This window comes from Microbacterium sp. K2 (assembly GCF_051365005.1).
Classification (GTDB): Bacteria; Actinomycetota; Actinomycetes; order Actinomycetales; family Microbacteriaceae; genus Microbacterium; species Microbacterium foliorum_B.
Map to the genome: position 1 here is coordinate 2,685,825 of NZ_JBLWII010000001.1, position 25,096 is coordinate 2,710,920.

A 25,096-nucleotide genomic window follows, 5' to 3' on the forward strand; every position below is an offset into this window, starting at 1 on the left:
ACCCTGGAGGTATGACCGAGACTCCCCGCACGCGCGAGACGCGCCCCGCCACGGCACCCGCGTCGTCCCGTTCGGGAGCCGTCCGTTCCACCAAGACTCCGCAGGTGCGCCCTGCGACCGAGGGGTGGACCCAGCAGAAGGATGCCGAGGGGCGGCCGCTGCTGCAGTTCGCGAGCCCCAAGCGCGGCAAGCCGCCGGTGCACCTCGCCGACCTCACGCCCGCCGAGCGCATCGAGAAGGTCAAGGAGCTCGGCCTCCCCGGATTCCGGGCGAAGCAGCTCTCGACCCACTACTTCCGCCACTACACGTCGGATGCCGCCGAGATGACCGATCTTCCGGCCGACACTCGCGAGCAGCTCGTGGCCGGCATGCTGCCTCCGCTGCTCACCGAGGTCCGTCGCCTCGAGACCGACCGCGGAGACACGATCAAGTTCCTCTGGCGCCTGCACGACGGCGCGCTGGTCGAGTCGGTGCTCATGCGCTACCCCGGCCGCATCACGCTGTGCGTCTCGTCGCAGGCCGGATGCGGGATGAACTGCCCGTTCTGCGCCACCGGCCAGGCGGGTCTCACGCGCAACATGTCGACCGCCGAGATCATCGAGCAGATCGTGCGCGCCAACCGCCTGATCGCCGACGGCGGTCTGGGTGGCAAGAAGTCCGACGACCACTCGATGGAGCGCGTCTCGAACATCGTCTTCATGGGCATGGGTGAGCCGCTCGCCAACTACAAGCGCGTGATGGACGCGGTGCGCTCGATGGTCGCCCCGCAGCCCGATGGGCTCGGCATGAGCGCTCGCGGCATCACGGTGTCGACGGTCGGACTCGTGCCGGCGATCAAGAAGCTCGCCGACGAGGGCATCCCGGTGACCTTCGCGCTCTCGCTGCACGCACCCGACGACCACCTCCGCGACGAGCTGATTCCGGTCAATTCGCGCTGGAAGGTCGACGAGGCTCTCGACGCCGCTCGGTACTACTACGAGAAGACGGGCCGTCGCGTCTCGATCGAGTACGCGCTGATCAAGGACATGAACGACCATGGCTGGCGTGCCGACCTGCTCGCCGACAAGCTCAACGAGCGCGGCCGTGGATGGGTGCACGTCAACCCGATTCCGCTGAACCCGACCCCCGGCTCGATCTGGACCTCGTCGGAGCCCTCGGTGCAGAACGAGTTCGTGCGTCGGCTCAACGATGCCGGCATCCCGACGACCCTCCGCGACACCCGCGGCAAGGAGATCGACGGTGCGTGCGGTCAGCTCGTCGCGACGACCGAGGACGAAGCGGCCTCGGCCGCGATGGCCTGAGTCTCTGCGCCGCGACCTCGATCGCGGAGGCCGTCTCGACGACCCAGTGACTCGGCGCGTGCGAGCCAGGACTCGATGCGCGCGGGGCTCGCGTCCTTGACGCCCAGCATCCGGGTCGTGCGCACCGAGCGGACGCCGCAGAAGCGCAGCGTGCCACGGGCGACGTGCGTCTGTGCGGGCAGCCCGGTGAACGGTGTGAGGAACCACGGGGTGTCCGCGAGCAGGAACAGCCGACCGTTGCGCGCGGGCAGCAGCCCCTCGGGCAGACCGAGCTTCGAGTAGCGGTACTCCTGCTGCGGGAGGAGTGCGCGGTCGAAGAAGCCCTTGAGCAGGGCAGGCACCGATCCCCACCAGAGCGGCGTGAACACGACGACCGTCGCGGCCTCGGCCATGGCGCGCTTGGCGTCGACCAGGTCGGGCTCGAGCTCCATGCGCTGGCGGTAGCCGAAGCGCAGCGACGGATCGAAATCGAGATCGCGCAGGGCGAGGATACGCGCATCTCCGTGCGCCGCGGCATAGCGCCGGGCGAGCTCAGCGGTGAGGGAGCGGGCGTCGGGGTGGCCGTCGATGATCAGGGCGGAAGACATGCGGACTCCTATGTTGACAGTGTCAAGAACTGGTGGACACTGTCAAGATAGGCAACAATGTTGCTTGTGTCAAGTTCTCGATCCGGCTATCACCACGGCGACCTCGCCCACGCTCTCGAGGCGGCGGCGATGCAGCTGCTCGCCGAGAAACCTGCGGGAGAGATCAGCCTGCGCGAGGTCGCCCGCGCCGCAGATGTGAGCCACAACGCTCCGTACCACCACTTCTCCGACCGCCGTGGGCTGCTCAAGGTGCTCGCCGAGCGGAGCATGGCCGACCTCGTCGCCGCGGTGCGCGTGGCGATCGAGGGAGCATCCGACCCGGCATCCGCCGTGATCGAGGGCGGCGGCGCGTACATCCGATACGCGGTCGAGCACGCGAACGGCTTCGACGTCATCTACGACCCCACGGTCTGCATCCCCGGCGAACCGAGCGAGACCATGGCCCCGCTGATCGTCGAGCTCGAAGAGCTGCTGGGGGCGGCATCCGTCGCCGCGGGGCTCGATGAGCAGAGCGTGACCGGTGTGTGGGGCCTCGTGCACGGGCTCGGAACGCTGTGCGCCGCGGGGCATTTCTCGCTCGATGATGCCCTCGCCGCGAGCGCCGACGCGCTCACTCGCATGCTCCCGCGCTGATCCTCCGTGCCGCTGCGAGCGGCCCCTGCAGAGGCATAAACACAGGGTTCGTGCACGTTTTCCACAGGCGACCTTTCGTAGATTGTCGGAATGCCCTATTCCGCTCACCGCCCCGGACGGTTCGATTCGCAGGGTCGGATCATCCTCGACAGCGACCCGAACGCTGACACGGATGACCTCGACTTCCTTCGTGCGTACGAGCCCACCGGCGCCGATCTGCAGGCGCCGGACACGGTCGACCCCAGGCGCGGCAGTGAGCCGGAAGCGGGCGCGGAGCCGGGTGCTGCGGCGTCTGCCGCGCCCATGCGTGAGCCGAAGCCCCGCCGTCAGCCCCGGCAGCCGCGCGAGCGTGCGCCGCGCGAGCCTGGTTCGCGACTGCGCAAGCTCGCGATCCTCGGCGGAGCGGACGGCGAGATCCTCGACCGGGTTCCCGGCGAGACCCCGCGGTTCGTGCAGATGTTCTTCGTGCTCGCCGGCACCGCACTGGTCTCGGCGATCTCGATGCTGTTCGCGCTGACCACCGGAGTGCAGGCCGCGATCTGGCTGGCCGTGCCACTGGCGGTCGTCTGGGCGCTGATCATCTTCAATCTCGACCGGTTCCTGACGTCGACCATGACGTCGACGCGCAACGTCTGGAAGCTCATCGGGCTCGCGATCCCGCGAGTGATCATGGCCGCGATCATCGGCTTCGTCGTGGCAGAGCCGCTCGTGCTGCAGATCTTCCACAACGACATCGCCCGCGAGGTCGCCGCGACGAACATCACGCAGGCGCAGTCCGATCAGGAGGCTCTGGAGACGGGCCCCGAGAAGAAGGCGCTGGACGCGGCATCCGACCGCGTCGCCGAGCTCGAGAACCAGGCGGCCACCGGAATCGTCGCCGGCACCGACTCGTCGTCGGCGACGGAATCCGCCGCTCAGGCGACGGTCGACGACCTCACCGCCAAGATGACCGCCCAGCAGGCCGTGATCGACCAGGCGCGCATCCTGTATCAGTGCGAGCTCACGGGCGAGGGTGCCGGCACGGTTCCCGGTTGCACCGGTGTGAACGGCGAGGGTGCGAGCTCGGACGCCGCCGAGGCCCAGCTCGCCGAGGCGCAGCAGACCTACGACGCGCTCGCCGCGCAGCTGCGCACCGCCAACGAGGAGCTCGCCGCTGCGGGCACCGCCGCCAAGGAGAACACCAGCACGTCGGAGACGCAGAACCGCGAGGAGGCGCAGTCGCAGCTGCCCGCTGCGCGTGACAGCTACGACACCGCGCTCGCCGCCTACAACGCGCGTGCCGAGTCGGTGGCATCCGGAAACGCGGGCGCGATCGGGCTGCTCAGCCAGATCAGCGGACTCAACCGGCTGAGCGAGAAGGAGCCGACGATCCTGTGGGCGCACATCCTGATCGCCGCACTGTTCTTCATGATCGAGCTGCTGCCGGTGCTCGTGAAGGTGCTCACGTCGTACGGCGACCCGTCGCTCTATGAGAAGGCCGCCGCGATCCGCAGGCAGGTCGCTCTCGACAAGGTCACGGCCGAAGGGTTCCGCGACAGGGCGGGCGATCGTGACCGTGCAGTCGGAGGGCATTCAGACGGATGCTGCGCCTGCCGAGCCGCAGACGCGGGCCGAGCGCAAAGAGGCTGAGCAGGCGGCGCAGGAGCGGGCGCTGGCCGAGGAGCGCGAGCTCGCGGAGAAGCGTGCGCAGGCCCAGACGCTCGAGGAGCAGGAGCAGCTGGTCGAGCCCCGGGTCTGAGACCGGTCACGATGATCGGGCCCCGGTGTCTGTAGCGGCCGGTAGCGTTGTTGCATGGTCAACTATCGCTATCTCGGCAACAGCGGTCTCAAGGTCTCTGAGATCACCTACGGCAACTGGGTCACGCACGCCTCACAGGTCGGCGACGACGCCGCCGTCAAGACGGTGCACGCGGCGCTCGACACCGGCATCACCACATTCGACACGGCAGACACGTACGCGAACACCGCGGCCGAGGTCGTGCTCGGCAAGGCTCTCGAAGGCCAGCGTCGCGAGGGGCTCGAGATCTTCACGAAGGTCTACTTCCCGACCGGTCCCAAGGGTCCGAACGACACCGGGCTGAGCCGCAAGCACATCCTCGAGTCGATCAACGGCTCGCTGAAGCGACTCGGCACCGACTACGTCGATCTCTACCAGGCGCACCGCTTCGACTACGAGACCCCGCTGGAGGAGACGTTCCAGGCGTTCGCCGACGTCGTCCGTCAGGGCAAGGCGCTCTACATCGGCGTCTCGGAGTGGACCGCAGAGCAGCTGCGGGAGGGTCACGCGCTCGCGAAGCAGCTCGGCGTGCAGCTCATCTCGAACCAGCCGCAGTACTCGATGCTGCACCGCGTGATCGAGGGCAAGGTCGTGCCGGCCTCCGAAGAGCTCGGCATCTCGCAGATCGTCTGGTCGCCGATGGCGCAGGGCGTGCTGTCGGGCAAGTACCTGCCCGGTCAGCCGGTGCCCGACGGCTCGCGTGCGACCGACCCGCACAGCGGTGCGGAGTTCATCAAGAGCTTCCTGCAGGACGACATCCTCACCGCGGTGCAGAAGCTCAAGCCGATCGCCGAAGAGGCGGGCCTGTCGATGCCGCAGCTCGCGATCGCCTGGGTGCTGCAGAACAAGAACGTCGCAGCGGCCCTGGTCGGCGCCTCGCGCCCCGAGCAGCTCGCCGAGACGGTCAAGGCCTCGGGCGTGACGCTCGACGCCGACACTCTCGCCGCGATCGACACCGCGCTGGGCGACACGGTCAACAGTGACCCCGAGGCCACGTACTCGATGTCGCCGAAGGCCCGCCTGGTCTAAGGGCATGAATGACGAGGGCCGCCGTTCGTGATGAACGGCGGCCTTCGTCATGCGCGGGGAGGGGCTACTCCTTGACCGCTCCGGCCGTGAGGCCCTGCACGATCCAGCGGCTCGCGAGAGCGAACATCGCCATGGTCGGCAGGATCGTGAGCACGGCGGCGGCGCTCATCGAACCCCAGTCGATGTTGAACGTCGAGATGAAGCCGTTCAGCGCCGAGGGCACCGTGCGGTTGGCATCGGTGTTCATCAGCACGACCGACAGGAACAGCTCGTTCCAGCAGTTGACGAAGTTGAAGATGAACGCCGCGATGATGCCGGGGGTCATCACCGGGACGAGCACCCGGAACAGGGCGCCGAATCGTGAGCATCCGTCGATCATCGCCGCCTCTTCGAGGGCGTCGGGGACGTTCTCGAAGAACCCGCGCAGCATGACCGTGGAGAACGGGATGCAGACCGCGATGTACACGAGGATGAGGCCGGGCTTGGTGTCGACCAGGCCGAGGTCGGTCATCATCGAGTACAGCGGTCCGAGTGCGATGAACGCCGGGATCATCTGCGTCAGCAGGAACGCGACCAGCACCGTGCCCTTGCCGCGGAACTCGAACCGGGCGATCACGTAGGCGCTCAGCAGTGCGATCAGCGTCGCCACCGCACCGGCGATCGTGGCCACGAGAGCCGAGTTGGCGAGGAACACCCCGAACGAGCTCTGCTGGAACAGGCTGACGTAGTTGTCGAACGACGGCTCGCTCGGCCAGTACTCGATCGGGAACGAGTTGATCGTGCCCGGCGACTTGAACGACGTCAGTGCGATCCAATACAGCGGGAACAGGGTGATCACGAGCCAGAGCAGGAGCCCGACCACGCGAACGACGCCGCCGACCGACACCTTCCTCTTCGGGCGGGGAGCTTTGGCGATGTCGGGAACGGTGAGACGCCGGGTCTCGGTGACTGTTGTGCCGGTGATGGTCATCGCTGCACCTTCCGCATCGCCATCAGGTAGAACGCGCAGAACACGAACAGGAACGCGACGACGATGAGTCCGATCGCACTCGCGATGCCGTAGTTGCCCTGCTGCGTGTAGTTGATCATCCACGTCGTGATGATGTGCGTCTGGTTCGCCGGCCCGCCGTTGGTCATCGCGTAGATGATGTCGGGGAAGTTGAAGATCCAGATGATACGCAGCAGGATCGTCAGCAGCAGCGTCATCGAGATGTACGGGATGATGATCGAGAACAGCTGGCGCACCTTGCCTGCGCCGTCGAGGCTCGCGGCCTCGAGCATCTCATCGGGCACCGACTGCAGCGCCGCGAGGATCATGATCGCGAAGAACGTCACCCCGTACCAGATGTTGGCCACGATGACCGCGAACATCGCGAGCTTCGGATCGGCCAGCCAGGGCAGCGGGGCGTCGATGAAGCCTGCCTTCATGAGCAGGTCGTTCACGACACCGAACTCGGCGTTGAACATCCAGCGGAACAGCATGCCGATCAGGAAGCCCGAGACAGCCCACGGGAAGAACACGAGCGCCTGGTAGAGCCCGCGGAAGCGGAACCGCTTGCGCAGCGCAAGCGCGATCAGGAAGCCGATCACCAGCTGAGGCACGAGCGAGCCGACGACCCAGAGCACGGAGTTCCACGCGACGACCGGGAACGCGGGGTCCTGGAAGACGGTCACGAAGTTGTCGAATCCCACCCAGGGAGTCGACGTGAGGTCCCACAGGTTCCAGTCGTGGAAGGCCATGCGTGCACCCTGCAGCATGGGCCAGTAGGTGAACCAGCACACGAACACGATCGCCGGGGCCATGAAGGCCAGCAGCGTCAGCGCGTGGCGGCCACGGAACGGGCGGCGCCGGCGGGATGCCGGGGAGGCCCCGCCGGCGGTGCCGACGGAGCCCCCTTCGAGAGTGGTCCGGGTCACGGATCAGCCCTTTTCCGCAGCGTACTTCTCGGTCCAGAAGGCATCCCACGACTCGAGCAGCTCGGTGGTCGACATGTTGCCGAGCAGCACGTTCTGCACGTCCTGGTCGGACTTCTGCATCCACTCGGTCCACCAGCTGACCCCTCGCGGCTGGCGCACGTTGACGTACGTCTCGGGGTCCTCCGTCATGGTGACGTAGCTGGTCCACGGGCCGGTCGAATAGAACTCGTCGTCAGCCGCCTCCGAGATGATCGGCACGAGGCTGTTGGCCTGGGCGAACTCGGTCGCGGGCTCGGCCGACGAGAGGAACTCGACGAGCTTGACCGCGGCATCCTGGTGCTCGCTGTTCTCGGCGACGCCCCACCCGGCGACGGCCAGCGGCTGCGCGGCCTTGCCGGACGGGCCGACGAGCAGTGGGGCGGTGTCCCACTGGTCTTCGGTCAGCGATGAGTCCTGCACCGTCGCGATGACCTCGGGGTCCTGCAGCAGGAACGCCGTGGTGCCGTTCGTGAAGCCGGCGACCATCTCGGGATAGCCCCACGAGACGGCCGAGGGCGGGGATGCCTCCTTGAACAGATCGAAGTAGTCGTCGACGGCTTCCTGAGCCTCGGGGGCGGCGAAGATCGTGGATCCGTCTTCCATCAGGAAGGCGTCATCGACGTCGAGGCCGTCGATCGTGTAGGCCTCGATCGCCGCCACCACGTTGCTGTTCGCGTTCGGGCCGCCACGGAAGGCGTAGCCGTAGATGTTGTTCGACGGGTCCTGGATCGCGCTGGCCTGCTCGAGCAGATCCTTCCAGCTGTGCGGCGGGCCGTCGAAGCCCGCCTCCTCGACCAGGTCGGTGCGATAGAAGAGCGACAGCCCGTAGAAGCCGTAGGGCACGAAGTAGCTCTTGCCGTCGGCGGCCACCGACGCGGCCTGCGCGTTGTCGGTCAGGGCGTCCCAGCCGTCCCACTCCTCGAGGTCGCCCGAGATGTCGTGCAGCCAGCCGTTGTTCGCGAACGGGCCGACGGTGATGTCGCGGACCTCGAGCACATCGACGCCCTTGCCCGACTGCAGCATCTGCTGGATCTTCGCGTCGGCCTGCTCGGTCGGCGGCGAGACCAGAGTGACCTTGATGTCGGGGTTCTCCGCCTCGAAGTCATCGAGGAATCCGCGAAGCAGATCGGTGCGAGTCGGGTTGGTCAGGCTCTCGACCATCTGCAGGGTGACGGTGCCGTCGGCGGATTCGCCGCCGCTTGCGGAACAGCCGGTGAGCGCGAGTGCGGCGACGGTGCCGATGCTCGCGGCGGTCGTCAAGATTCTGTTCTTCTTCACGAGGTGCCTCTCAGTTGGTGATGGTGGTGGGTCGGGTGGTTGTGGATCGGGTGGTGGGCGGAGCGGGTCAGGTGACGATGATCGAGTCGGCGGTGCGGATGCCGGCGCGGCGGAGGATCTGCGGGATGCAGCGCTCGACGAAGGCCTCGAAGTCCGACGCCTCGGTGTAGAGGTGTGCCGAGAGGCGGAAGTAGCCGACGCCGCGGAAGCTGGTGAACGCGGTCTCGACGCCCGTCTCGTCGAGCAGATCCATGCGCAGGGCGTCGGCTTCCTCGCGGGTCGAGCCGAGTCCGAGCGGCAGGCGTACGAGGCGCATCGACGGCACAGGGGAGGGCAGCGGCGTCAGGGGGTCTTCGTCGCCGTAGGGACGCAGGCCCTCGGCGATGATCTCGGCTCCGGCATCCGCCATCTGGGCCATCGCCTGGCGTGCGTTGTGCCAGCCGAACTCGCGCTCGATGAACTCGATCGACGCGGGGGTGGCGAGGTAGGTCGTCGCGTCGATCGTGCCCTGGGTGTCGAAGCGCTCAGGGTAGGGCTCGTTCGCGGCCCACGAGTCGATGAGCGGCCAGAGGTCATCGCGGTCGGGAGCGGTCGTGACGAGCAGTGCCGAACCGCGTGGGGCGCAGGGCCACTTGTGCAGGTTGCCGAACCACCAGTCGCCGCCGGCGACTGCGGCGGCATCCGCGACGAGCCCGGGAGCGTGCGCGCCGTCGACCAGAGTGCGGATGCCGCGCTCGGCGGCGAGCTCGGCGATGCGTCGGGTGGGCAGCATTCGCGCGGTGGGCGAGGTGATCTGGTCGACGACGATCAGGCGGGTGCGGGGCGTGAGCGCGTCGGCGAAGAGCTGCACGACCTCGTCGTCGGAGGCGAGCAGCGGCAGCTCGACGGCCCGGACGGATGCGCCGAAGCGGCGGGCCAGGCGCTGCGCCCCCATCGTGATCGCGCCGTAGCCCTGGTCGGTCACGAGGATCTCGTCGCCGCGCTCGAGATGCAGGGCGTTGTACACGACGGTGGCCGCGGCCGAGGCGTTGGGTACGAAGACGCTGTCCTCGGCGTGGGCACCGAGGAACGGGGCCGTGCGCTCTCGGGCGGCGCGCACCCGCTCGGCGATACGGGGGAACCACTCGACCGGGCTGAGATCGGCTCGGCGCCGCAGCGCATCCTGCTGCTCGACGACCGCGGTGGGCACAGCGCCGAAAGAGCCGTGGTTCAGGTGGATCACGTCGGGATCGAGCGGCCACGCATCACGGGCTCGGATGCCGGAGTTCAGCGTGAGCGGTGCGGGGAAGAGTGGTGCGGGCATCGGTCCTCGTCGGTGCGTCGGGGGAGTTGTTGCACAACTTTGCCACAGCGGGTCCGATATGGCTATGAAAAGATGAACACGAAACATAGTTGTCATACGAATTTGGTGAAGAGCGCGGGTCCGACAGACTCGCAGGGGAGTGGCCGGTGTCAGAGAGGATCACGATGAGCGCTTTGGATACGGCTCTGCACGGGCTGCGTGCGCTGATCGCCGACGGTGCGCTGCGCCCCGGCGACCGTCTGCCCAGCGAGGGCGAGCTGTGCGAGACGCTCGGCGTCTCGCGAGGATCGCTGCGCGAAGCCATCCGCATGCTGGCCGCGCTCGGGGTGCTCGAGACCCGCCACGGTTCGGGCAGCTACGTCAGCGAGCTGCGCGCCGCCGACCTGATCGGCAGCCTCTCGCTCACCGTCGGCCTGCTGCCCATGGAAGGCGTGCTCGAACTCACCGAGCTGCGTCGCGTGCTCGAACCGCATGCCGCCGCGCTCGCCGCGGCCCGCATCGACCCGGCGACGATCGACGCCCTCAGCGCGGTGCTCGACGAGATCGAGGCCAGCGATGACTTCGAGGACCACTCGCGTCTCGACCACACGTTCCACATGACGATCTCGGAGGTCGCCGGCAACGACGCGCTCACGAGCCTGATCGACGTGCTGCGCTCGCGATCGCGCGCCTATCGGATTCCGGATGCCGGCGACGCCGCCGAGCTCAAGCTGCACTCGGACGCGGGACACCGGGCTATCCTGCGAGGGCTCGCGGCGGCAGACCCCGTCGCAGCCTCTGCGGCAGCATCCGCCCACGTCGCCCAGACCGAGTACTGGGTGCGGCGCTACACCGAGACGGACGAGCCTGCGCCTGCGGCCGAGTGAGCGGGGACCCGAGCGGGGCGTGTCCCGATCTGCGGCCCGTGCCCCGATCTGCGGGTCGATCCCGCCGATTCGCCCGCAGATCGCCACGACGTCCGCTGATCGGGCTGTCTCTCAGATCGATGGAGAGCCGAAGCGCAGCACGTTCGTGTTCCGACGGACGAAGCCGACCGACTCGTAGAGGCGCAGCGCCGATTCGCGAGACGGACGGGATGTCAGATCGAGCTTCGGCAGTCCCCGCCGTCGGGACTCGTCGATGATCGCCTGGAGCAGCAGGCGTGCGATGCCTCGGCCGCGGGTGCTCTGATCGACCACGACGTCTTCGATGCTGCCGTGCCATCCGGTGACGAGGGGCACGGTCACGAGCGTGGCCATTCCCAGGATCCGGCCTGACTCGCGTGCGACGAAGAGGTCGGCGTTCTGCGCTTCGAGCAGCGAGCGCACGCGTTCCGAGTCGAATCGGGCGGTCGGTGAGAGCTGGGGGAGAAGCGCCTCGATCCGCTGCAGGTCACTCTGCGTGAGGCGGTCCGCGATCGCGATGCTGATTCCTTCGGCCATGCCCGGAGCCTATTCGACGGTCCGGTCCGGATCGGCCCGGAGTCGTGCCGCGTCAGAGCGGCGCCTGCCAGGAGGCGGTGTAACGCCAGAACAGGCGCCGGCGCATCCGGATGCCGGGCAGCACCTCGCCGGCGATCGTGCGGATCTCGTCGAAGGACAGCGTGGCTGCGGTGCTCGGTGCCTGCATGTGCGCGGGAGGTCTCGTGGCGCGCTTCGGGTGGCGCACGAGCCCGACGAGCGGGTTCAGGAGAAGTGACGCGCCGGAACGCAGGGCGTCCGTCGATGTCTCCCGGGCCACGCCGACGATCACCACGCGACCGCCGGGGCGCAGCGCTTCGCGGGCATCCTGGAGCGCCGTGCGCAGGGGCATGTGGTGGAGGGATGCGACGAATGCGATCAGGTCATACGCCCGGTGGGGCTCGGATCCGAAGGGCCGCCTCTCGATCTGGACCGCATCTGCACTGAACCGGCGGGCGGCAGCATCCGCGGCATCCGGATCAGGTTCGATGCCGATCGCGGTGGGGAAGATCTCCGACAGGGCGCTCAGCAGATTCCCGGTGCCGCAGCCCACATCGACGGCGGTGTCGCCGCCGCGACGGCGCACCCCTCGGGCATGTCGGAGTACGAACCTCGCGTACGCGTCGTTGTGCGACCACGGGTGAGCGGCGTTCACCCGTGCGAGGACGGCCAGGAATCCCATGCGCTGTGCGGCGGACCCCGGCACGTCAGGCGAGGGTGATGTCGACCTGGATCTCGGTGGCGATGCGCTCGAGGTCGCGGCGCAGCGCGTCGAGGTCGACCGAGTCGGGCACCCGCGCGATCACGGATGCTTCGAACAGGCGTCCGCCGGCCATCGCGGCATCCCGGGTCTCGGTCGCCAGCTCCTCGATGCTCAGGTCATGCGCGTTCAGCACGTTCGACACCTCGCGGACGATGCCGGACCGGTCGTTGCCGAGCACCCGGATCTCGAGCATCTGATCGTCGGCGTCCGCAGCGGGTGCGCCGGTCAGGACGGCGAGAGTCAGCAGCCCCTGGCCCTGCAGTTCGCGCAGTGCTGTCTGCAGCCCCTCCGAATGCTCGGGAGCGACCGAGACCTCGATCACCCCGGCGAAGGTTCCGGCGAGTTCGGCCAGCGAGCTGTTCTCCCAGTTTCCGCCGTGGGCATCGACGACATCGGCGACGGCTGCGACGAGACCCGGACGATCGGCACCCGCGACAGTGAGGATGAGAGTAGTCATGCCGCCAGCGTAGGTGCGTTCGGGAGTCCGGACCAATCCTCTCGTCGGAGGGCGCGCGGCTAGTGTGGGCGGATGGCGCCGCAGGATGCAGATCCCCACACCAGCGAACACTTCGTACGCGCGATGGCCCTGCTGATGTCCGGGCCTCTGATTCCGTCGTGTCGAGCCCGGGTCGCTCTCCGGCAGGGGATCGACTCGCCGGTGGAGAATTTCCTCATCGATGCGTCACCGAGGGATCTCGTCTACACCCTCCACCGAGCAGGCGGAGAGCTGGTCGACGACTACGACGGCTACACGCACACCCGCCGGAGTGAGACTCCGGTGCAGGACATCCCCCGCAACTCCTTCAACGTCGAGCACTTCGCCGCACGACTCGCGTTCCCGCTCTCGCTGCCCATCTGGGGGCGCAGCGTCGACAGCTACCGATTCACCGGGGCAGCTCTCGCGGACGGTGAACTGATCGAGCTCCCCCTCGTGCACACGCAAGACGACAGGGTGAAAGGGGTGCTCACGGTGAGCGACGACTTCCGCATGGCGGTGAAGCTGGACACCCCGACACTCCTGATCAAATACACGGAGATCGCCGCCGCCCGCCGCGCTCAGGCGACGGGCGGCAACGCCCCGATCAGGTTCGGCCAGTCGGGGTGAAGCCGACTTCCGAAGGAGGAGCCCGGGGTCGATCGAGCGGTGGGAGCCCGCGAAACCGTGTTCGCGGATATGGCGCGTCCGGATCTCTTGAGTTGTGAACCGGGTCAGTCGACCCACACCCCGGTGTCGAGGAAGTGGTCGAGGCGGGCGCGATGCGGGGCGAGGTCCCAGCCCTGACCTGCGACCCACTCGTCGTTGAAGTACGTGCCGGCGTAGCGGATGCCGCTGTCGCAGATCAGGGTGACGATGCTGCCGGTCTCGCCCGCCGCGCGCATGCGTGCGATCAGCTGGAACGCCCCGTAGAGGTTGGTGCCGGTCGAGCCGCCGGCGAGGTGCAGGGTGCGCTCGCGCAGCATCCGGATCGCGGCGATCGACCCCGCATCGGGCACGCGGATCATCTCGTCGATCACGCTGGGCACGAAGGAGGCCTCGACGCGCGGCCGGCCGATGCCCTCGATGCGGCTCGGGCGTCCGGCAGGCGGGTCGACGGTTCCCGCCCACCCGTCGTAGAACGCCGAGCCCTCGGGGTCGACGACCGCGATCTGGGTCTCGTGGCGGCGGTACTTCACATAGCGGCCGAACGTCGCGCTCGTGCCACCGGTGCCCGCGCCCACCACGATCCAGCGGGGGATCGGATGCCGTTCCTTTGACAGCTGGCTGAACACGCTCTCGGCGATGTTGTTGTTGCCGCGCCAGTCGGTCGCGCGCTCGGCGTACGTGAACTGGTCGAGGTAGTGCCCGTGGCATTCGGACGCGAGACGCTGGGCCTCAGGAGACATGTCCTCTGCGCGGTCGACGAAGTGGCAGCGGCCGCCGTAGAACTCGATGAGGTCGATCTTCTCCTGGCTGGTCGACCGCGGCACGACGGTGACGAACGGCAGTCCCAGCATCCGCGCGAAGTACGCCTCGGAGACGGCGGTCGAGCCGCTCGACGACTCGACCAGCGTCGAGTGCTCGGTGATGCGTCCGTTGACGAGCCCGTAGAGGATCAGCGAGCGCGCGAGACGGTGCTTGAGCGACCCGGTGGGGTGCACCGACTCGTCCTTCAGGTACAGATCGATGCCCCACTCGGGCGGCAGCGGGAAGAGGTGCAGGTGCGTGTCGGCGCTGCGGTTCGCGTCGGCTTCCAGCAGGGCGATCGCGGTGCTGGTCCAGTCGCTCATCCCTCGAGCGTAACGCTCCTCTACCTGGCGGTGTAGCCGCCCTCGCCCGTCTCGCCGTCGTAGGTGAAGACCTCGTCTTCGAGGGTGATCTGGATGTCGTCGCCGAGCGGCTGCTCAGCGAGCAGGCGCTCCTCGAGCATCGTCATCCGCTCCTCGTACTCCTGCGCCTGCGCGTCGTCGACACCCCAGATCGTCGCGACCTTCATGTCGGTCAGAAAGTAGAGGAAGGCAGAGACGGCGGTGCGGTTGAACTCGGTGTCGGGGATGCTCTCCCACAGCGCGCCGCTGTCGCGCAGGCGCTTGTATTCGTCGATCTTCGCCTGGAGAACGTCGGCTATTCCGGATGCATCGGCGTCACCCGAGTCGTCGGACGGCGGCTCCTCGGCATCCGTGTCGTCGGAGGGAGCGGTCGGTGCTGCCGTCACGGCCGGCGCAGGGGCCGACACCGGCTCCGGCGAACGTGACGCCACCAGGAGCCCCACGACCACCGCAATTCCGACGACGATGAGCACGACGAACGCACCCACGGCGGCCAACACGATGCCGACAGTCCGACCGGAGGACTTCGGCGGGTCGGGTGGCAACGTCGACATCGGATACCCGGCGCCGTACCCGGCACCCTGAGGCTGACCGCCCTGCTGCGGTGGAGGGTAGGCGGCCGACGCATACGGGGGCAGTGGCGGCGCGGGAGGCGCCGCGGATGCAGGCGGTGGCGGCACGGCCGGACCGGCAGGAGGCGCGGGGGGCCCACTCAACGAGGGTGCAAGCGGGATGCCCGGGGGGACGGATGCCGGAAAAGCGCCCGGTGCTCCGGGCGGAGGCGGCGGAATCACCGGCTCGGGACCGGGCTCGTTCGAATCGACCATCGTGTCTCCCCCTCGCTCACGTCACCCCGAGGGGCGTGTCGTCTTCCGCCAGGCTAGCGGCCCCGGCGAACTCGGCGGCGCGACTCACGCTGCGCAGCCGCAGCAGGGCCGAGGTCCACGTCAGTGGACTTCTCGTGCGGCCAGGAACGCCTCGACCTCTGCCCGCAGCGGCAGACTCGGCGATGCGCCCTGCTTGGTGACGGCGAGGGCGCCGGCCGCGGTGGCGATGCGCATGGCATCCGTCAGCTCCAGGCCGTTCGCCAGCGCAGCACCGAGGTACCCGGCGTACGCGTCGCCCGCTGCCGTGGTGTCGACGGCGTCGACCGCGAAAGGCGGGACGACGGATGCTCCGGCCGCTGTCACGACGCACGAGCCCTGGCCCGCGAGCGTGATCACGGCCGCGCCGACGCCACGGTCGAGGAACCAGCGTCCGGCGAGCGCGGCCGAGTCGGCGTCCGTCACCTCGATGCCGCTGAGCACCGAGGCCTCGGTCTCGTTCGGGGTCACGATGTCGATGTTCGCCCACACCGCGTCGTCGAGCGGAGCGGCCGGTGCCGGGTCGAGGATGACGGTCATGCCGTGCTCGCGTCCGCGCGACGTGATGTGCGCGGTGAGTGCCGAAGGGGTCTCGAGCTGGGTGAGCAGCACCGACGTGGTCGGCGCGAGGGCCGTGAGCGCCGCATCGATCTGCTCGGCGCTGAGGGCCGCGTTGGCGAGGGGCACCATGACGATGTCGTTCTGCGCCGAGGCATCGACGCGGATGTGCGCGATGCCCGTCGGGCCGGGCACCGTGCGAAGGTGCGTGAGGTCGACGCCGGCCCCGCTCAGCCCGGTGACGACGAGGTCGTGGAAGAGGTCGTCGCCGACGCATCCGACGAAGCTCGTGCGGGCTCCCGAGCGCCCGGCCGCGACGGCCTGGTTCGCGCCCTTGCCGCCGAGCATGAGGGTGAACTCGTCTCCGAGGATGGTCTCGCCACGGGCCGGGAGCCGGGTCGAGAAGGTCGTCACGTCTGCGCTCACACTGCCGACGATGACGACGCCGGTGCGATCGGGCGAAGTGGCGGATGTCATGGCGCTCCTGATCGTCGTCGATGCGGGGTGCGTCGGCAGCCTCCACGGGTGTCAGTACAGTAGCCGAATCCGAACCTGTAACGACAGGTCGTGCCCGAGGGGACCCGAGTTGCGCGGCAGGCGGCACAATGGGGGCATGCGCGTACTCGATTCGCACCTGCACCTGTGGTCGCCCTCGACTCTGACCTACACGTGGCTCGAGGGACCGCTCGCGTGGGAGTTCGCTGCGCTCGAGATCGAGCACTCGCCGATCGACGTCGCCACGGTCGAGAAGTCGGTCTTCGTGCAGGCCGGGACGATCGAAGACGACTTCCTCGCCGAGGTGCGGTGGGTCGTCGAACAGGCCGATGAGGTGGGCGTGGTCGGCATCGTCGCGGGAGCGCGCCTCGACCGCGGCACCGACACCACCGCGCACCTCGAGGGACTCGCTGCTGAGCCGCTCGTGGTCGGCGTGCGCCACGATCTGCAGATCGAACCCGACGGCCTCGCGGTGTCGGCCGCGTTCGTGACCGGTGCGCGCGAGCTCGCAGCCCGCGGGTGGACGTTCGACGCGTGCGTGCGCGCGGCGCAGCTGCCCGAGATCGCCCGCCTCGCCGGGGCCGTGCCCGAACTGCGGATCGTGCTCGATCACCTCGGCAAGCCCGAGGTGGGCACCGCGGATGCTCCCGTGGTGCCGACCATGGAGTGGGTGCGCGATCTCGACGACCTCGCACGGCATCCGAACACGTGGTGCAAGCTGTCGGGTCTTCCGGCGGAGGCCGGCGGGGACTGGTCGGCTGAGCAGCTGGATCCGTTCCTCGATGCCGCGGCCGACGCGTTCGGAGTCGAGCGGCTCATGTGGGGCAGCGACTGGCCGGTCTCGGTCATCGGTCCTGCGGAGGAGGGTGACCCGTATGCTCCGGAAGACGGCTCGCCGACCTATCAGCCGACGGCGCGCAGCCGGTGGGCGGATGCCGTGATCGCGTGGGCCGAGCGCCGCAGGCACGACGTCGACGCCATCATGTGGCGCAATGCAGAGGAGTTCTACCGCGTCGGGCAGCGGTCGGCGGTGCCGGTGGACGAGCCCCGCCCGCGCCGCGGTGGATTCCTGGGCTGGCTGCGCGGCGAGTGACGCCTCACTGGCCGTCCGACGGAGCATCCCGAAGTGCCGCGAGACGTTCGACGTCGGCCGGTTCGGCATCTCACTCTGCCGGACTCAGCTCGCTCCGAGAACGCGTTCGAGGTGCGCGCGGCCGTGGCGGATCGCCGCGGCCCTGACGGCATCCGACCCCGGGTAGTCCGCATGCCCTGCGGGCAGCACCTCGAGGTCGAGATCGCCGACGGCGTTCGCCACCGCGAACTGGCCCTGGGGCGGCACGTACGGATCCCACAGCGCGACCTCGACGCGCACCGGTATCTGCGTGAACGTCATGGCGCTCGATGCGTCGAACCAGCGCAGCACCTCGCGGGCCTCGGGGTGAGCGACCACGTACGCACGCACAACCTCGCTTCTGCCGAAGCAGTGCACGGCCAATCATTCGTCGTACTGGCCGAAGCTCGGCATGAGCAGTGTCGCGCCGGTGTGGCGGTCGTCCCAGGGGAGGGCGAGGGAGCCGATGCCGCCGCCGAAGCTCTCACCCACGTAGTAGAGAGGAGCATCGCCGGTCAGGGCGAGCAGCGCGTCGGCCGCGAGCCACAGATCGCGGGCGCACAGACCCAGCACGTAGCGATCGGGGTCGTCGATGCCGGCGAGCACGTGCTCGGCGATCGGCTCGGGGGCGCCCACGCCGGCGTTGAGCGTGGGCAGACCTCGGGCGACGGGGAAGATTGCGGCCGCATCATCGGGCACGCGAGCGAGATCGATCGCTTCCCGTCCTCCGTACCCGTGGCTGTGCACGACGCCGATGCGCGCGGCACCTGAGACGGGTTCGACGACCCACGCGCGCAGGCGCGTTCCGTCGGCACCCGAGTGCTCGATCACCGAGACGCGGCGGCCCGCTGCGGAATCGACCGACAGAACGACCGGGGCGGCATCCACCTGCCGCGCTTCGTCGCGCCACCGCATCCAGCGCTTCGCGAAGCCCTCGGGCGGTGCGATCGGAGCGATCCCGCGCAGCGTCTCGAACGTGTGGCCGTAACTGGCGTCGAAGGCGGCATCGGGGAACCAGGCGTCGTCGGGAGAGGTGAAGGTCATGAGTGAGTGTCGCTCCGGGTGCGGCGGGCGCGATACGCAGCCACCGCGTTGCGGTTGGTGCAGGTCGTCGAGCAGAACCGCTTGGAGCGGTTGCGCGACAGGTCGAGGGCCAGCGCCTCGCACGTGTCGTCGGCGCAGATGGAGATGCGTGAGCCCTCATCGGATCGGATGACGTCGATCAGCGCCATGGCGGTCTCGATCAGCACGCGCTCGGCCAGCGGGCGCTCGTCGGCCACCGCGTGCAGGTGCCAGTCGACTCCGTCGTGGCGCACGAGTCTCGGGGCGAGGTGAGCCTCGGCGAGGGCGGCGTTCACGTGCTCAGCCATCTCGTCGCGGGGTGCGAGCAGCATGGCACGCAGACGCGGGCGCAGGTCTCGGAGCGAGGCGAGCTCGGCCTCATCGCGATCGAGTCGACCCGAATAGGGGAAGTCCGCGAGGAAGGCGTCGTAGTCGACGAGGTTCCCGAGCGTCTCGGGGTCCTCCGCCGAGTTCACCAGCCAGACGGCCGAGCGAAGAGCCTCCTCCGTGTCATCGGTGAAGTTCATGTTGACACCTTACATCCCACGCGAGTAGCGTCACCTGTCATGAGCAAGGTTGCAAATGACATCAGCGTGCCGGGGGTGCGATTCGGGCTGCCGCTGGCGATCGGCGCGGCCTTCGCGTTCGGCATGTCCGGCGCCTGGGCTCGAGGTCTCATCGACGCGGGGTGGACCCCCGGCGCGGCAGTGACCGCGAGGGTGTGGGTCGCCGCGCTCGTGCTGCTCGTGCCCACGATCCTCTCGCTCCGGGGCCGGTGGGGAGTGCTCAGGAAGAACGCGGGCATGGTCGCCGCCTACGGACTGCTCGCCGTCACCGCCACTCAGCTCTGCTACTTCCAGGCCGTCGCGGTGATGGACGTCGGCCTCGCCCTGCTCATCGAGTACACGGCGCCGATCGCCGTCATCCTCTGGCTGTGGCTCCGCAGGGGGGAGCGCCCGAGTCGGCGCAGCGTGATCGGCGCGGCCATCGCCTTCGTCGGTCTCGTGCTGATGCTCGACATCATCACCGGTGCAGAGGTCAACGTCGTCGGCATTCTCTGGGCGCTCGCAGCCATGGTCGGCGCCGCGACGTACTTCCTGCTCTCCGCCAAGGCCGACACGGGCCTGCCGCCGATCGCGCTCGCCGGGGGAGGGCTGCTGCTCGGCGCCGTGGCACTGACGATCGCGGGCCTCGTCGGCATCCTGCCCATCGCCTGGACGACCGACGACATCACGTACCGCTTCGGAACCGTGCCGTGGTTCGTGCCGGTGCTCGCGATCGGCCTCATCGCCACTGCGCTCGCCTACGTGCTGGGCATCGCCTCGACTCGGATGCTGGGCTCGCGCCTCGCATCCTTCGTCGCTCTCTCCGAGGTCGTCGCCGCGCTGCTGTTCGGCTGGCTGCTGCTCGGACAGCTGCCCGACCTGCTGCAGGCGCTCGGCGGTGCGCTCGTGCTGGTCGGAGTGGTGGTCGTGAAGCTCGGCGAGCCGCGGCCCGCCGAGTTCGTCGAGCCGATTCCGGATGCCGTGGGGTCACCGCAGCGGTAGGTCGTCGTTGCCGGCGCTCTATGTATACGTGAAGCGGTCGAAGATGCACCTCAGGTGCTACGAGTCGCGCTTATGTATACACTGGAGGTATGAGTTCCGTCGCCGATCGCATCAGCGCGAGCGATCGAGCCCACGCGACACTGCTGGAGGAGATCCAGTCGGGCACTCTCCCCGCCGGCTTCGTGCTCGGCGAGGTCGAGCAGTCCACCCGCCTCGGCATCAGTCGCACGCCGATGCGCGAGGCCCTGCGCCGACTCGCGGCCGACGGCCTGGTCGTGCAGCAGTCCCCGCGCGTGACCGTGGTCGCCGACCTGGATGCCGATGACATCCGTGCGCTGTTCGAGATCCGCCGTGCGCTCGAGGAGACCTCCGCCCGGCTGGCCGCACAGCGCGGAGACGCCGACCTCTTCGCCGCCCTCGCCGACGAGTTCGCGCACGTCGACCTCGCAGCCGACGAGGGGCGAGATGCCTACTACGCCCTCATCGCCCGCTTCGACGCGGCTCTCGACAGGGCCGTCGACAACGACTACATCGCCTCGGCGCTGCGCACTGTGCGCACCCACCTCGTGCGGGTGCGCCGCATGGCCCGCGACAAGCCCGCCCGCCTCGCCGCCTCGGCCGCCGAGCATTGCACGATCGCGGCAGCGCTGGCCGACCGAGACGGCGACCTCGCCGCCCACGCCACGCACGTGCACCTGCACAATGCACTCGCCGGCATCCTCGACTCCCTGACAGCCAACCCCGAAGGTGTGAAATGACCATCACCCACCACGTCCGCGTCCACCGCAGCGACGAGAACCTCGCACGCGAAGACCAGCTCGCCTGGAAGATCGCCGAGGTCGCCGCCGACCCGGTCGAGGTCGAGCAGGACGTCGCCGACATGATCATCAACCGCATCATCGACAACGCGTCGGTCGCCGCGGCATCCCTCACCCGCGGGCCGATCAACGCCACCCGCGCCCAGGCGTTCAGCCACCCCGTCTCGACCGGCGGCATCGGCGCCACGGTCTTCGGCGCCGCACTCGACCACCGCACCAGCCCCGAGTGGGCGGCGTGGGCCAACGGGGTGGCCGTGCGCGAGCTCGACTACCACGACACGTTCCTCGCGGCCGAGTACTCGCACCCCGGCGACAACATCCCGCCGATCCTCGCGGTCGCCCAGCACGTGCAGGCCGACGGTCGCGCGCTGCTGCGGGGCATCGCCACCGGCTACGAGATCCAGATGGACCTCGTGCGCGCGATCTGCCTGCACAAGCACAAGATCGACCACGTCGCCCACCTCGGCCCGTCGGCCGCCGCCGGCATCGGCACCCTGCTCGGCCTCGACGTCGAGACGATCTACCAGGCCGTCGGCCAGGGCCTGCACACCACCACCGCCACGCGCCAGAGCCGCAAGGGCGAGATCTCGACGTGGAAGGCGCACGCCCCGGCCTTCGCGGGCAAGCTCGCCGTCGAGGCGGTCGACCGTGCGATGCGCGGACAGACCAGCCCCGCCCCGATCTACGAGGGCGAAGACGGCGTGATCGCCTGGATGCTCGACGGCAAGGACGCCGCGTACGAGGTGCCACTGCCCGCCGCGGGCGAGGCGAAGCGCGCGATCCTCGACTCGTACACGAAGGAGCACTCGGCCGAGTACCAGGCGCAGGCGTGGATTGACCTCGCCCGCAAGCTCGGCACCGAGAACCCGGCGCTGCGCGACCCCGCCAACATCGAGTCCATCGTGCTGCACACCAGCCACCACACGCACTACGTGATCGGCTCGGGCGCGAACGACCCCCAGAAGTACGACCCCACCGCATCGCGCGAGACGCTCGACCACTCGATCCCGTACATCTTCGCGGTCGCGCTGCAGGACGGCGGATGGCACCACGTCGATTCGTACGCTCCCGAGCGTGCGGGTCGGGAAGACACCGTCGCACTGTGGCACAAGATCACCACGGCCGAGGATGCCGAGTGGACGCGTCGCTACCACTCCGAAGACCCCGACGTGAAGGCGTTCGGTGGTCGCGTGGAGTTCCGCCTGACCGACGGCACGACCGTGGTCGACGAGATCGCCGTCGCCGACGCGCACCCGCTCGGCGCCCGTCCGTTCGCCCGCGAGAACTACATCGCGAAGTTCCGTCTGCTGGCACAGCCGGTGCTGGAGCCCGCCGAGATCGAGCGCTTCCTCGAGCTCGTGCAGCGCCTGCCCGAGCTCACGGCCGCCGAGGTCGGCGAGCTGTCGATCATCGCGCGCCCGGGTCTGCTCGAGGGCGCTCCGGCGCCGAAGGGCCTGTTCTGATGCTGTACTCCCATGTCACGCCGGCCGAGAAGCGCCGCCTGTTCCGCGAGCGACTCGCGAGCGGCGAGCTGCTGCGGTTCCCCGGCGCCTTCAACCCGCTGAGCGCCCGACTGATCGAGCAGAAGGGCTTCGACGGCGTCTACATCTCGGGCGCCGTGCTGTCTGCCGACCTCGGCGTGCCCGACATCGGCCTCACCACGCTGACCGAGGTCGCGGGGCGGGCGAAGCAGATCGCGCGCATGACCGACATTCCCGCGATCGTCGATGCAGACACGGGATTCGGTGAGCCGATGAACGTCGCCCGCACGATCCAGGAGCTCGAGGACGCGGGCCTTGCCGGCACGCACATCGAAGACCAGATCAACCCGAAGCGCTGCGGCCACCTCGACGGCAAGAGCGTCGTCGACGAGCGCACGGCGATCCGCCGCATCCGTGCGGCCGCCGACGCACGTCGCGACCCGAACTTCCTGATCATGGCCCGCACCGACATCCGGGCTATCGAGGGTCTGGATTCCGCGATCGACCGCGCCAAGGCGCTGGTGGATGCCGGAGCCGATGCCGTATTCCCCGAGGCGATGCGCACGCTCGCCGAGTTCGAGGCCATGGCGAACGCGCTCGACGTGCCGATCCTCGCCAACATGACCGAGTTCGGCAAGAGCGAGCTCTTCTCGGTCGACCAGCTGCGGGATGCCGGCGTCAACATGGTCATCTGGCCGGTGTCGCTGCTGCGCATCGCGATGGGCGCGGCGGGCCGTGCGCTCGATACGCTGGGCGAGGAGGGGCATCTCACCTCGAAGCTCGGTGAGATGCAGCACCGTGCAGATCTCTACGACCTGATCGACTACGAGTCCTACACGAAGTTCGACTCGGGCGTCGCAGGCTTCACCGTCACGAAGGAGTGAGCATGACCGAGCCGGACATCAAGAAGGGCCTCGCCGGGGTCGTCGTCGACACGACCGCGATCTCGAAGGTCAACCCCGAGACGAACAGCCTGCTCTACCGCGGCTACCCCGTGCAGGAGCTGGCCGCGACGCAGCCCTTTGAGGCGGTCGCGTACCTGCTCTGGCACGGAGAGCTGCCGGATGCCGCACAGCTGGCCGCTCTCCGCGCGACCGAGCGCGAGCACCGCGCGCTCGCCGACAACGTCAGGGCGGCGATCGACCTGGTGCCCGTCGAGGCGCACCCGATGGACGAGGTGCGCACGGCGGTCAGCCTGATCGGCGCCTCCGACCCGAACGCGGGCGGATCGGTGCTCGATGCCGGCGGCAGCCCCGAGCAGAACCTCGAGCGCAGCATCCGTCTGTTCGCGGCCCTGCCGGCGATCGTCGCCTACGGTCAGCGTCGTCGCCGTGGCGAAGAGCTCATCGAGCCGCGAGACGACCTCGACTACTCGGCGAACTTCCTCTGGATGACATTCGGTGAAGAGCCCGATCCGGTGGTCGTCGATGCGTTCAACCGTTCGATGATCCTGTATGCCGAGCACTCGTTCAACGCCTCGACGTTCACCGCCCGAGTGATCACGTCGACGCTCAGCGACCTCTACTCAGCCGTCGTCGGAGCGATCGGCGCGCTCAAGGGTCCGCTGCACGGCGGCGCCAACGAGGCCGTGCTGCACATCTTCGACGAGATCGGCGAGGCATCGAACGTGGTGCCGTGGCTCGACAACGCGCTCGCCGAGAAGCGCAAGATCATGGGATTCGGCCACCGCGTCTACAAGAGCGGCGACTCGCGTGTGCCCACCATGAAGGCCGCTCTCGACACGCTCGTCGAGCACTACGACCGCGCCGAGGTGGCCGAGCTGTACGACGCGCTCGAGTCGGAGTTCGTCGAGCGCAAGGGCATCTACCCCAACCTCGACTATCCGTCCGGCCCTGCCTACAACCTGATCGGCTTCGACACCCTCACCTTCACGCCGCTGTTCGTCGCTGCGCGGGTGACGGGGTGGACGGCGCACGTGATCGAGCAGGCCGGCGCCAACGCCCTGATCCGCCCGCTGTCGCTCTACAACGGCGTCGACGAGCGGCACGTGCGCGACTGACTCCGTTTCGTCGCGGTGCTTCGCGCCTCGCTCAACGACCGGGGGTGCCGTTCGTTGAGCGAGCGGAGCGAGACGAAACGTCGCGACGGGCGCTGTCGTGTCAGCTCGCGCGCGAGAGGTTGCCCAGCTCCGCGCCGGAGGCATCCTTGATCACGAGCACGTCGCCGTCGATCTCGACCGCGCGGATGCCGCGCATCCAGTCGTCCACGCCGGGGCAGGCCTTGAGAGTCGAGGCGAATCGGGCGAGGTCGACGCGGTCGCCGTTCACCGAGTAGGTCGTCGTGATGCCGTTGCATCCGTCGCTGCCGTGCACCTCGCCGTCGGCCGTGAACTCGAGGTGCGGCTGACCCTTCGCGTCCTCGCCCCACAGCCCGACGAGGTTCTCGACGACGGCGTCGTCTTCGCTGCTCGGGTCGCTGCTCGATGTCGGCGCGCCACCGGGGGCACCCGTCGCGCAGGCCGCGCCCATCAGGGCGACGGCTCCCAGAATCGCGAGGCCTACGAGGTTTCGTGCTCTGCGGTGGGTGCTCATGCTGGACATGGTAACGGTGCCGCCTGCGAACACAATCGCAATCCCGATCCGGTCGGTGCTGACCGGTCCGCCCTCTCGGAGCCGACAGCGCGTGCGCGTGTATCGCACAGAGGAGGTCCAGGTCAAGGGGTGAAATTCCGGTAAACAATTTCCCCATTCTGTGGATTTACTGGGTACTCTTCTAGAGATTCCTGTTCGTTCCGACGGACAGGATCCTGCTTGTCGGGGGGCCAGCG

The 25,096-nt window shown here is 68.7% G+C and carries 28 protein-coding genes; 13 read left to right on the forward strand and 15 right to left on the reverse strand.

The annotated features are described in order from the left end of the window. Positions 1-11 precede the first annotated feature (11 nt). Complete coding sequence (gene rlmN / locus ACLKOY_RS13085) at positions 12-1,301, forward strand: 23S rRNA (adenine(2503)-C(2))-methyltransferase RlmN (RefSeq protein WP_181164248.1); 1,290 nt, start codon at positions 12-14, stop codon at positions 1,299-1,301. Here the strand turns inward: rlmN and ACLKOY_RS13090 are convergent. Beyond that, positions 1,250-1,888 carry an NAD(P)H-dependent oxidoreductase gene (locus ACLKOY_RS13090; protein WP_436453991.1) on the reverse strand — a complete coding sequence of 213 codons (639 nt, stop codon included), beginning with the start codon at positions 1,886-1,888 and terminating at the stop codon, positions 1,250-1,252. The genes rlmN and ACLKOY_RS13090 overlap by 52 nt on opposite strands. 66 nt (positions 1,889-1,954) lie before the next feature. On the opposite strand from ACLKOY_RS13090, the gene ACLKOY_RS13095 reads away from it, so the two are divergent. The 4 genes from ACLKOY_RS13095 (at position 1,955) to ACLKOY_RS13110 (ending at position 5,327) form a co-directional block, all read left to right on the forward strand. After that, complete coding sequence (locus tag ACLKOY_RS13095; RefSeq protein WP_436453992.1) at positions 1,955-2,521, forward strand: TetR/AcrR family transcriptional regulator; 567 nt, start codon at positions 1,955-1,957, stop codon at positions 2,519-2,521. Positions 2,522-2,611: 90 nt separating this feature from the next. Then, positions 2,612-4,150, forward strand: a complete 1,539-nt coding sequence (locus ACLKOY_RS13100; RefSeq protein ID WP_436453993.1) for a DUF4407 domain-containing protein — start codon at positions 2,612-2,614, stop codon at positions 4,148-4,150. Then, positions 4,071-4,259 (forward strand): hypothetical protein, encoded by a 189-nt coding sequence (locus ACLKOY_RS13105; protein ID WP_436453994.1) that lies wholly within the window; start codon positions 4,071-4,073, stop codon positions 4,257-4,259. The genes ACLKOY_RS13100 and ACLKOY_RS13105 overlap by 80 nt, the downstream gene beginning before the upstream one ends. A gap of 54 nt (positions 4,260-4,313) precedes the next feature. After that, positions 4,314-5,327, forward strand: a complete 1,014-nt coding sequence (locus tag ACLKOY_RS13110; protein ID WP_436453995.1) for an aldo/keto reductase family protein — start codon at positions 4,314-4,316, stop codon at positions 5,325-5,327. Positions 5,328-5,391: 64 nt separating this feature from the next. Here ACLKOY_RS13110 and ACLKOY_RS13115 read toward each other — a convergent pair whose 3' ends face one another. The 4 genes from ACLKOY_RS13115 to ACLKOY_RS13130 form a co-directional block, all read right to left on the reverse strand. Continuing rightward, a complete protein-coding gene (locus tag ACLKOY_RS13115; protein WP_436453996.1) occupies positions 5,392-6,297 on the reverse strand; it encodes a carbohydrate ABC transporter permease in 906 nt (301 codons plus the stop codon). Continuing rightward, positions 6,294-7,244 carry a sugar ABC transporter permease gene (locus tag ACLKOY_RS13120; protein WP_363575471.1) on the reverse strand — a complete coding sequence of 317 codons (951 nt, stop codon included), beginning with the start codon at positions 7,242-7,244 and terminating at the stop codon, positions 6,294-6,296. Before ACLKOY_RS13120 ends, ACLKOY_RS13115 begins: the two co-directional genes overlap by 4 nt. 3 nt (positions 7,245-7,247) lie before the next feature. Beyond that, positions 7,248-8,561, reverse strand: a complete 1,314-nt coding sequence (locus ACLKOY_RS13125; protein WP_436453997.1) for an ABC transporter substrate-binding protein — start codon at positions 8,559-8,561, stop codon at positions 7,248-7,250. Between the two features lie 67 nt (positions 8,562-8,628). Then, the gene (locus ACLKOY_RS13130) at positions 8,629-9,864 is read right to left on the reverse strand and encodes an aminotransferase class V-fold PLP-dependent enzyme (protein ID WP_436453998.1); all 1,236 of its coding nucleotides are present in this window, start codon (positions 9,862-9,864) and stop codon (positions 8,629-8,631) included. 164 nt (positions 9,865-10,028) lie between these two features. Between ACLKOY_RS13130 and ACLKOY_RS13135 the strand changes: the two genes are divergently transcribed. Further along, positions 10,029-10,730, forward strand: coding sequence for a FadR/GntR family transcriptional regulator (locus ACLKOY_RS13135; protein ID WP_436453999.1), 702 nt, complete (start codon positions 10,029-10,031; stop codon positions 10,728-10,730). A 111-nt stretch (positions 10,731-10,841) separates the two neighbouring features. Here ACLKOY_RS13135 and ACLKOY_RS13140 read toward each other — a convergent pair whose 3' ends face one another. Genes ACLKOY_RS13140 through ACLKOY_RS13150 form a run of 3 tightly spaced genes read right to left on the reverse strand, consistent with a single transcriptional unit; the run spans position 10,842 to position 12,523 of the window. After that, complete coding sequence (locus ACLKOY_RS13140) at positions 10,842-11,285, reverse strand: GNAT family N-acetyltransferase (protein ID WP_436454000.1); 444 nt, start codon at positions 11,283-11,285, stop codon at positions 10,842-10,844. A gap of 52 nt (positions 11,286-11,337) precedes the next feature. Continuing rightward, positions 11,338-12,009 (reverse strand): class I SAM-dependent methyltransferase, encoded by a 672-nt coding sequence (locus tag ACLKOY_RS13145; protein WP_436454001.1) that lies wholly within the window; start codon positions 12,007-12,009, stop codon positions 11,338-11,340. 1 nt (position 12,010) lies between these two features. Further along, complete coding sequence (locus ACLKOY_RS13150; RefSeq protein WP_436454002.1) at positions 12,011-12,523, reverse strand: glycine cleavage system protein R; 513 nt, start codon at positions 12,521-12,523, stop codon at positions 12,011-12,013. Positions 12,524-12,724: 201 nt separating this feature from the next. Here ACLKOY_RS13150 and ACLKOY_RS13155 point away from each other — a divergent pair, with 201 nt between their 5' ends. After that, the gene (locus tag ACLKOY_RS13155) at positions 12,725-13,171 is read left to right on the forward strand and encodes a hypothetical protein (RefSeq protein WP_436454003.1); all 447 of its coding nucleotides are present in this window, start codon (positions 12,725-12,727) and stop codon (positions 13,169-13,171) included. 104 nt (positions 13,172-13,275) lie between these two features. On the opposite strand, the gene ACLKOY_RS13160 is transcribed toward ACLKOY_RS13155, so the two are convergent. The 3 genes from ACLKOY_RS13160 to ACLKOY_RS13170 form a co-directional block, all read right to left on the reverse strand. Next, complete coding sequence (locus ACLKOY_RS13160) at positions 13,276-14,334, reverse strand: PLP-dependent cysteine synthase family protein (RefSeq protein WP_436454004.1); 1,059 nt, start codon at positions 14,332-14,334, stop codon at positions 13,276-13,278. A 20-nt stretch (positions 14,335-14,354) separates the two neighbouring features. Beyond that, the gene (locus tag ACLKOY_RS13165) at positions 14,355-14,927 is read right to left on the reverse strand and encodes a hypothetical protein (RefSeq protein WP_436454005.1); all 573 of its coding nucleotides are present in this window, start codon (positions 14,925-14,927) and stop codon (positions 14,355-14,357) included. A 393-nt stretch (positions 14,928-15,320) separates the two neighbouring features. Next, positions 15,321-16,271, reverse strand: coding sequence for a ribokinase (locus ACLKOY_RS13170; RefSeq protein ID WP_436454006.1), 951 nt, complete (start codon positions 16,269-16,271; stop codon positions 15,321-15,323). A gap of 136 nt (positions 16,272-16,407) precedes the next feature. On the opposite strand from ACLKOY_RS13170, the gene ACLKOY_RS13175 reads away from it, so the two are divergent. Beyond that, positions 16,408-17,382, forward strand: a complete 975-nt coding sequence (locus ACLKOY_RS13175; RefSeq protein ID WP_436454007.1) for an amidohydrolase family protein — start codon at positions 16,408-16,410, stop codon at positions 17,380-17,382. Between the two features lie 84 nt (positions 17,383-17,466). Here ACLKOY_RS13175 and ACLKOY_RS13180 read toward each other — a convergent pair whose 3' ends face one another. Genes ACLKOY_RS13180 through ACLKOY_RS13190 form a run of 3 tightly spaced genes read right to left on the reverse strand, consistent with a single transcriptional unit; the run spans position 17,467 to position 18,989 of the window. Beyond that, positions 17,467-17,751, reverse strand: coding sequence for a hypothetical protein (locus ACLKOY_RS13180; protein WP_436454008.1), 285 nt, complete (start codon positions 17,749-17,751; stop codon positions 17,467-17,469). Between the two features lie 33 nt (positions 17,752-17,784). After that, positions 17,785-18,444, reverse strand: a complete 660-nt coding sequence (locus ACLKOY_RS13185; protein WP_436454009.1) for a hypothetical protein — start codon at positions 18,442-18,444, stop codon at positions 17,785-17,787. Next, positions 18,441-18,989, reverse strand: a complete 549-nt coding sequence (locus ACLKOY_RS13190) for a CGNR zinc finger domain-containing protein (RefSeq protein ID WP_436454010.1) — start codon at positions 18,987-18,989, stop codon at positions 18,441-18,443. The genes ACLKOY_RS13185 and ACLKOY_RS13190 overlap by 4 nt, the downstream gene beginning before the upstream one ends. A 39-nt stretch (positions 18,990-19,028) precedes the next feature. Between ACLKOY_RS13190 and ACLKOY_RS13195 the strand changes: the two genes are divergently transcribed. From ACLKOY_RS13195 to ACLKOY_RS13215, 5 genes are all read left to right on the forward strand, one after another. Then, positions 19,029-20,009, forward strand: a complete 981-nt coding sequence (locus ACLKOY_RS13195) for an EamA family transporter (RefSeq protein WP_436454011.1) — start codon at positions 19,029-19,031, stop codon at positions 20,007-20,009. 89 nt (positions 20,010-20,098) lie between these two features. Continuing rightward, entirely contained in the window at positions 20,099-20,767 is a 669-nt protein-coding gene (locus ACLKOY_RS13200) for a GntR family transcriptional regulator (protein WP_436454012.1), read from the forward strand. Continuing rightward, the gene (locus ACLKOY_RS13205) at positions 20,764-22,290 is read left to right on the forward strand and encodes an MmgE/PrpD family protein (RefSeq protein WP_436454013.1); all 1,527 of its coding nucleotides are present in this window, start codon (positions 20,764-20,766) and stop codon (positions 22,288-22,290) included. Before ACLKOY_RS13200 ends, ACLKOY_RS13205 begins: the two co-directional genes overlap by 4 nt. Then, a complete protein-coding gene (gene prpB, locus ACLKOY_RS13210) occupies positions 22,290-23,192 on the forward strand; it encodes a methylisocitrate lyase (protein ID WP_436454014.1) in 903 nt (300 codons plus the stop codon). Before ACLKOY_RS13205 ends, prpB begins: the two co-directional genes overlap by 1 nt. Positions 23,193-23,194: 2 nt before the next feature. After that, positions 23,195-24,328, forward strand: coding sequence for a bifunctional 2-methylcitrate synthase/citrate synthase (locus ACLKOY_RS13215; RefSeq protein ID WP_436454015.1), 1,134 nt, complete (start codon positions 23,195-23,197; stop codon positions 24,326-24,328). Between the two features lie 100 nt (positions 24,329-24,428). Here ACLKOY_RS13215 and ACLKOY_RS13220 read toward each other — a convergent pair whose 3' ends face one another. Next, on the reverse strand, positions 24,429-24,860 hold the full coding sequence (locus tag ACLKOY_RS13220; protein WP_436454016.1) for an META domain-containing protein: 432 nt from the start codon (positions 24,858-24,860) through the stop codon (positions 24,429-24,431). Between the last annotated feature and the right edge of the window lie 236 nt (positions 24,861-25,096).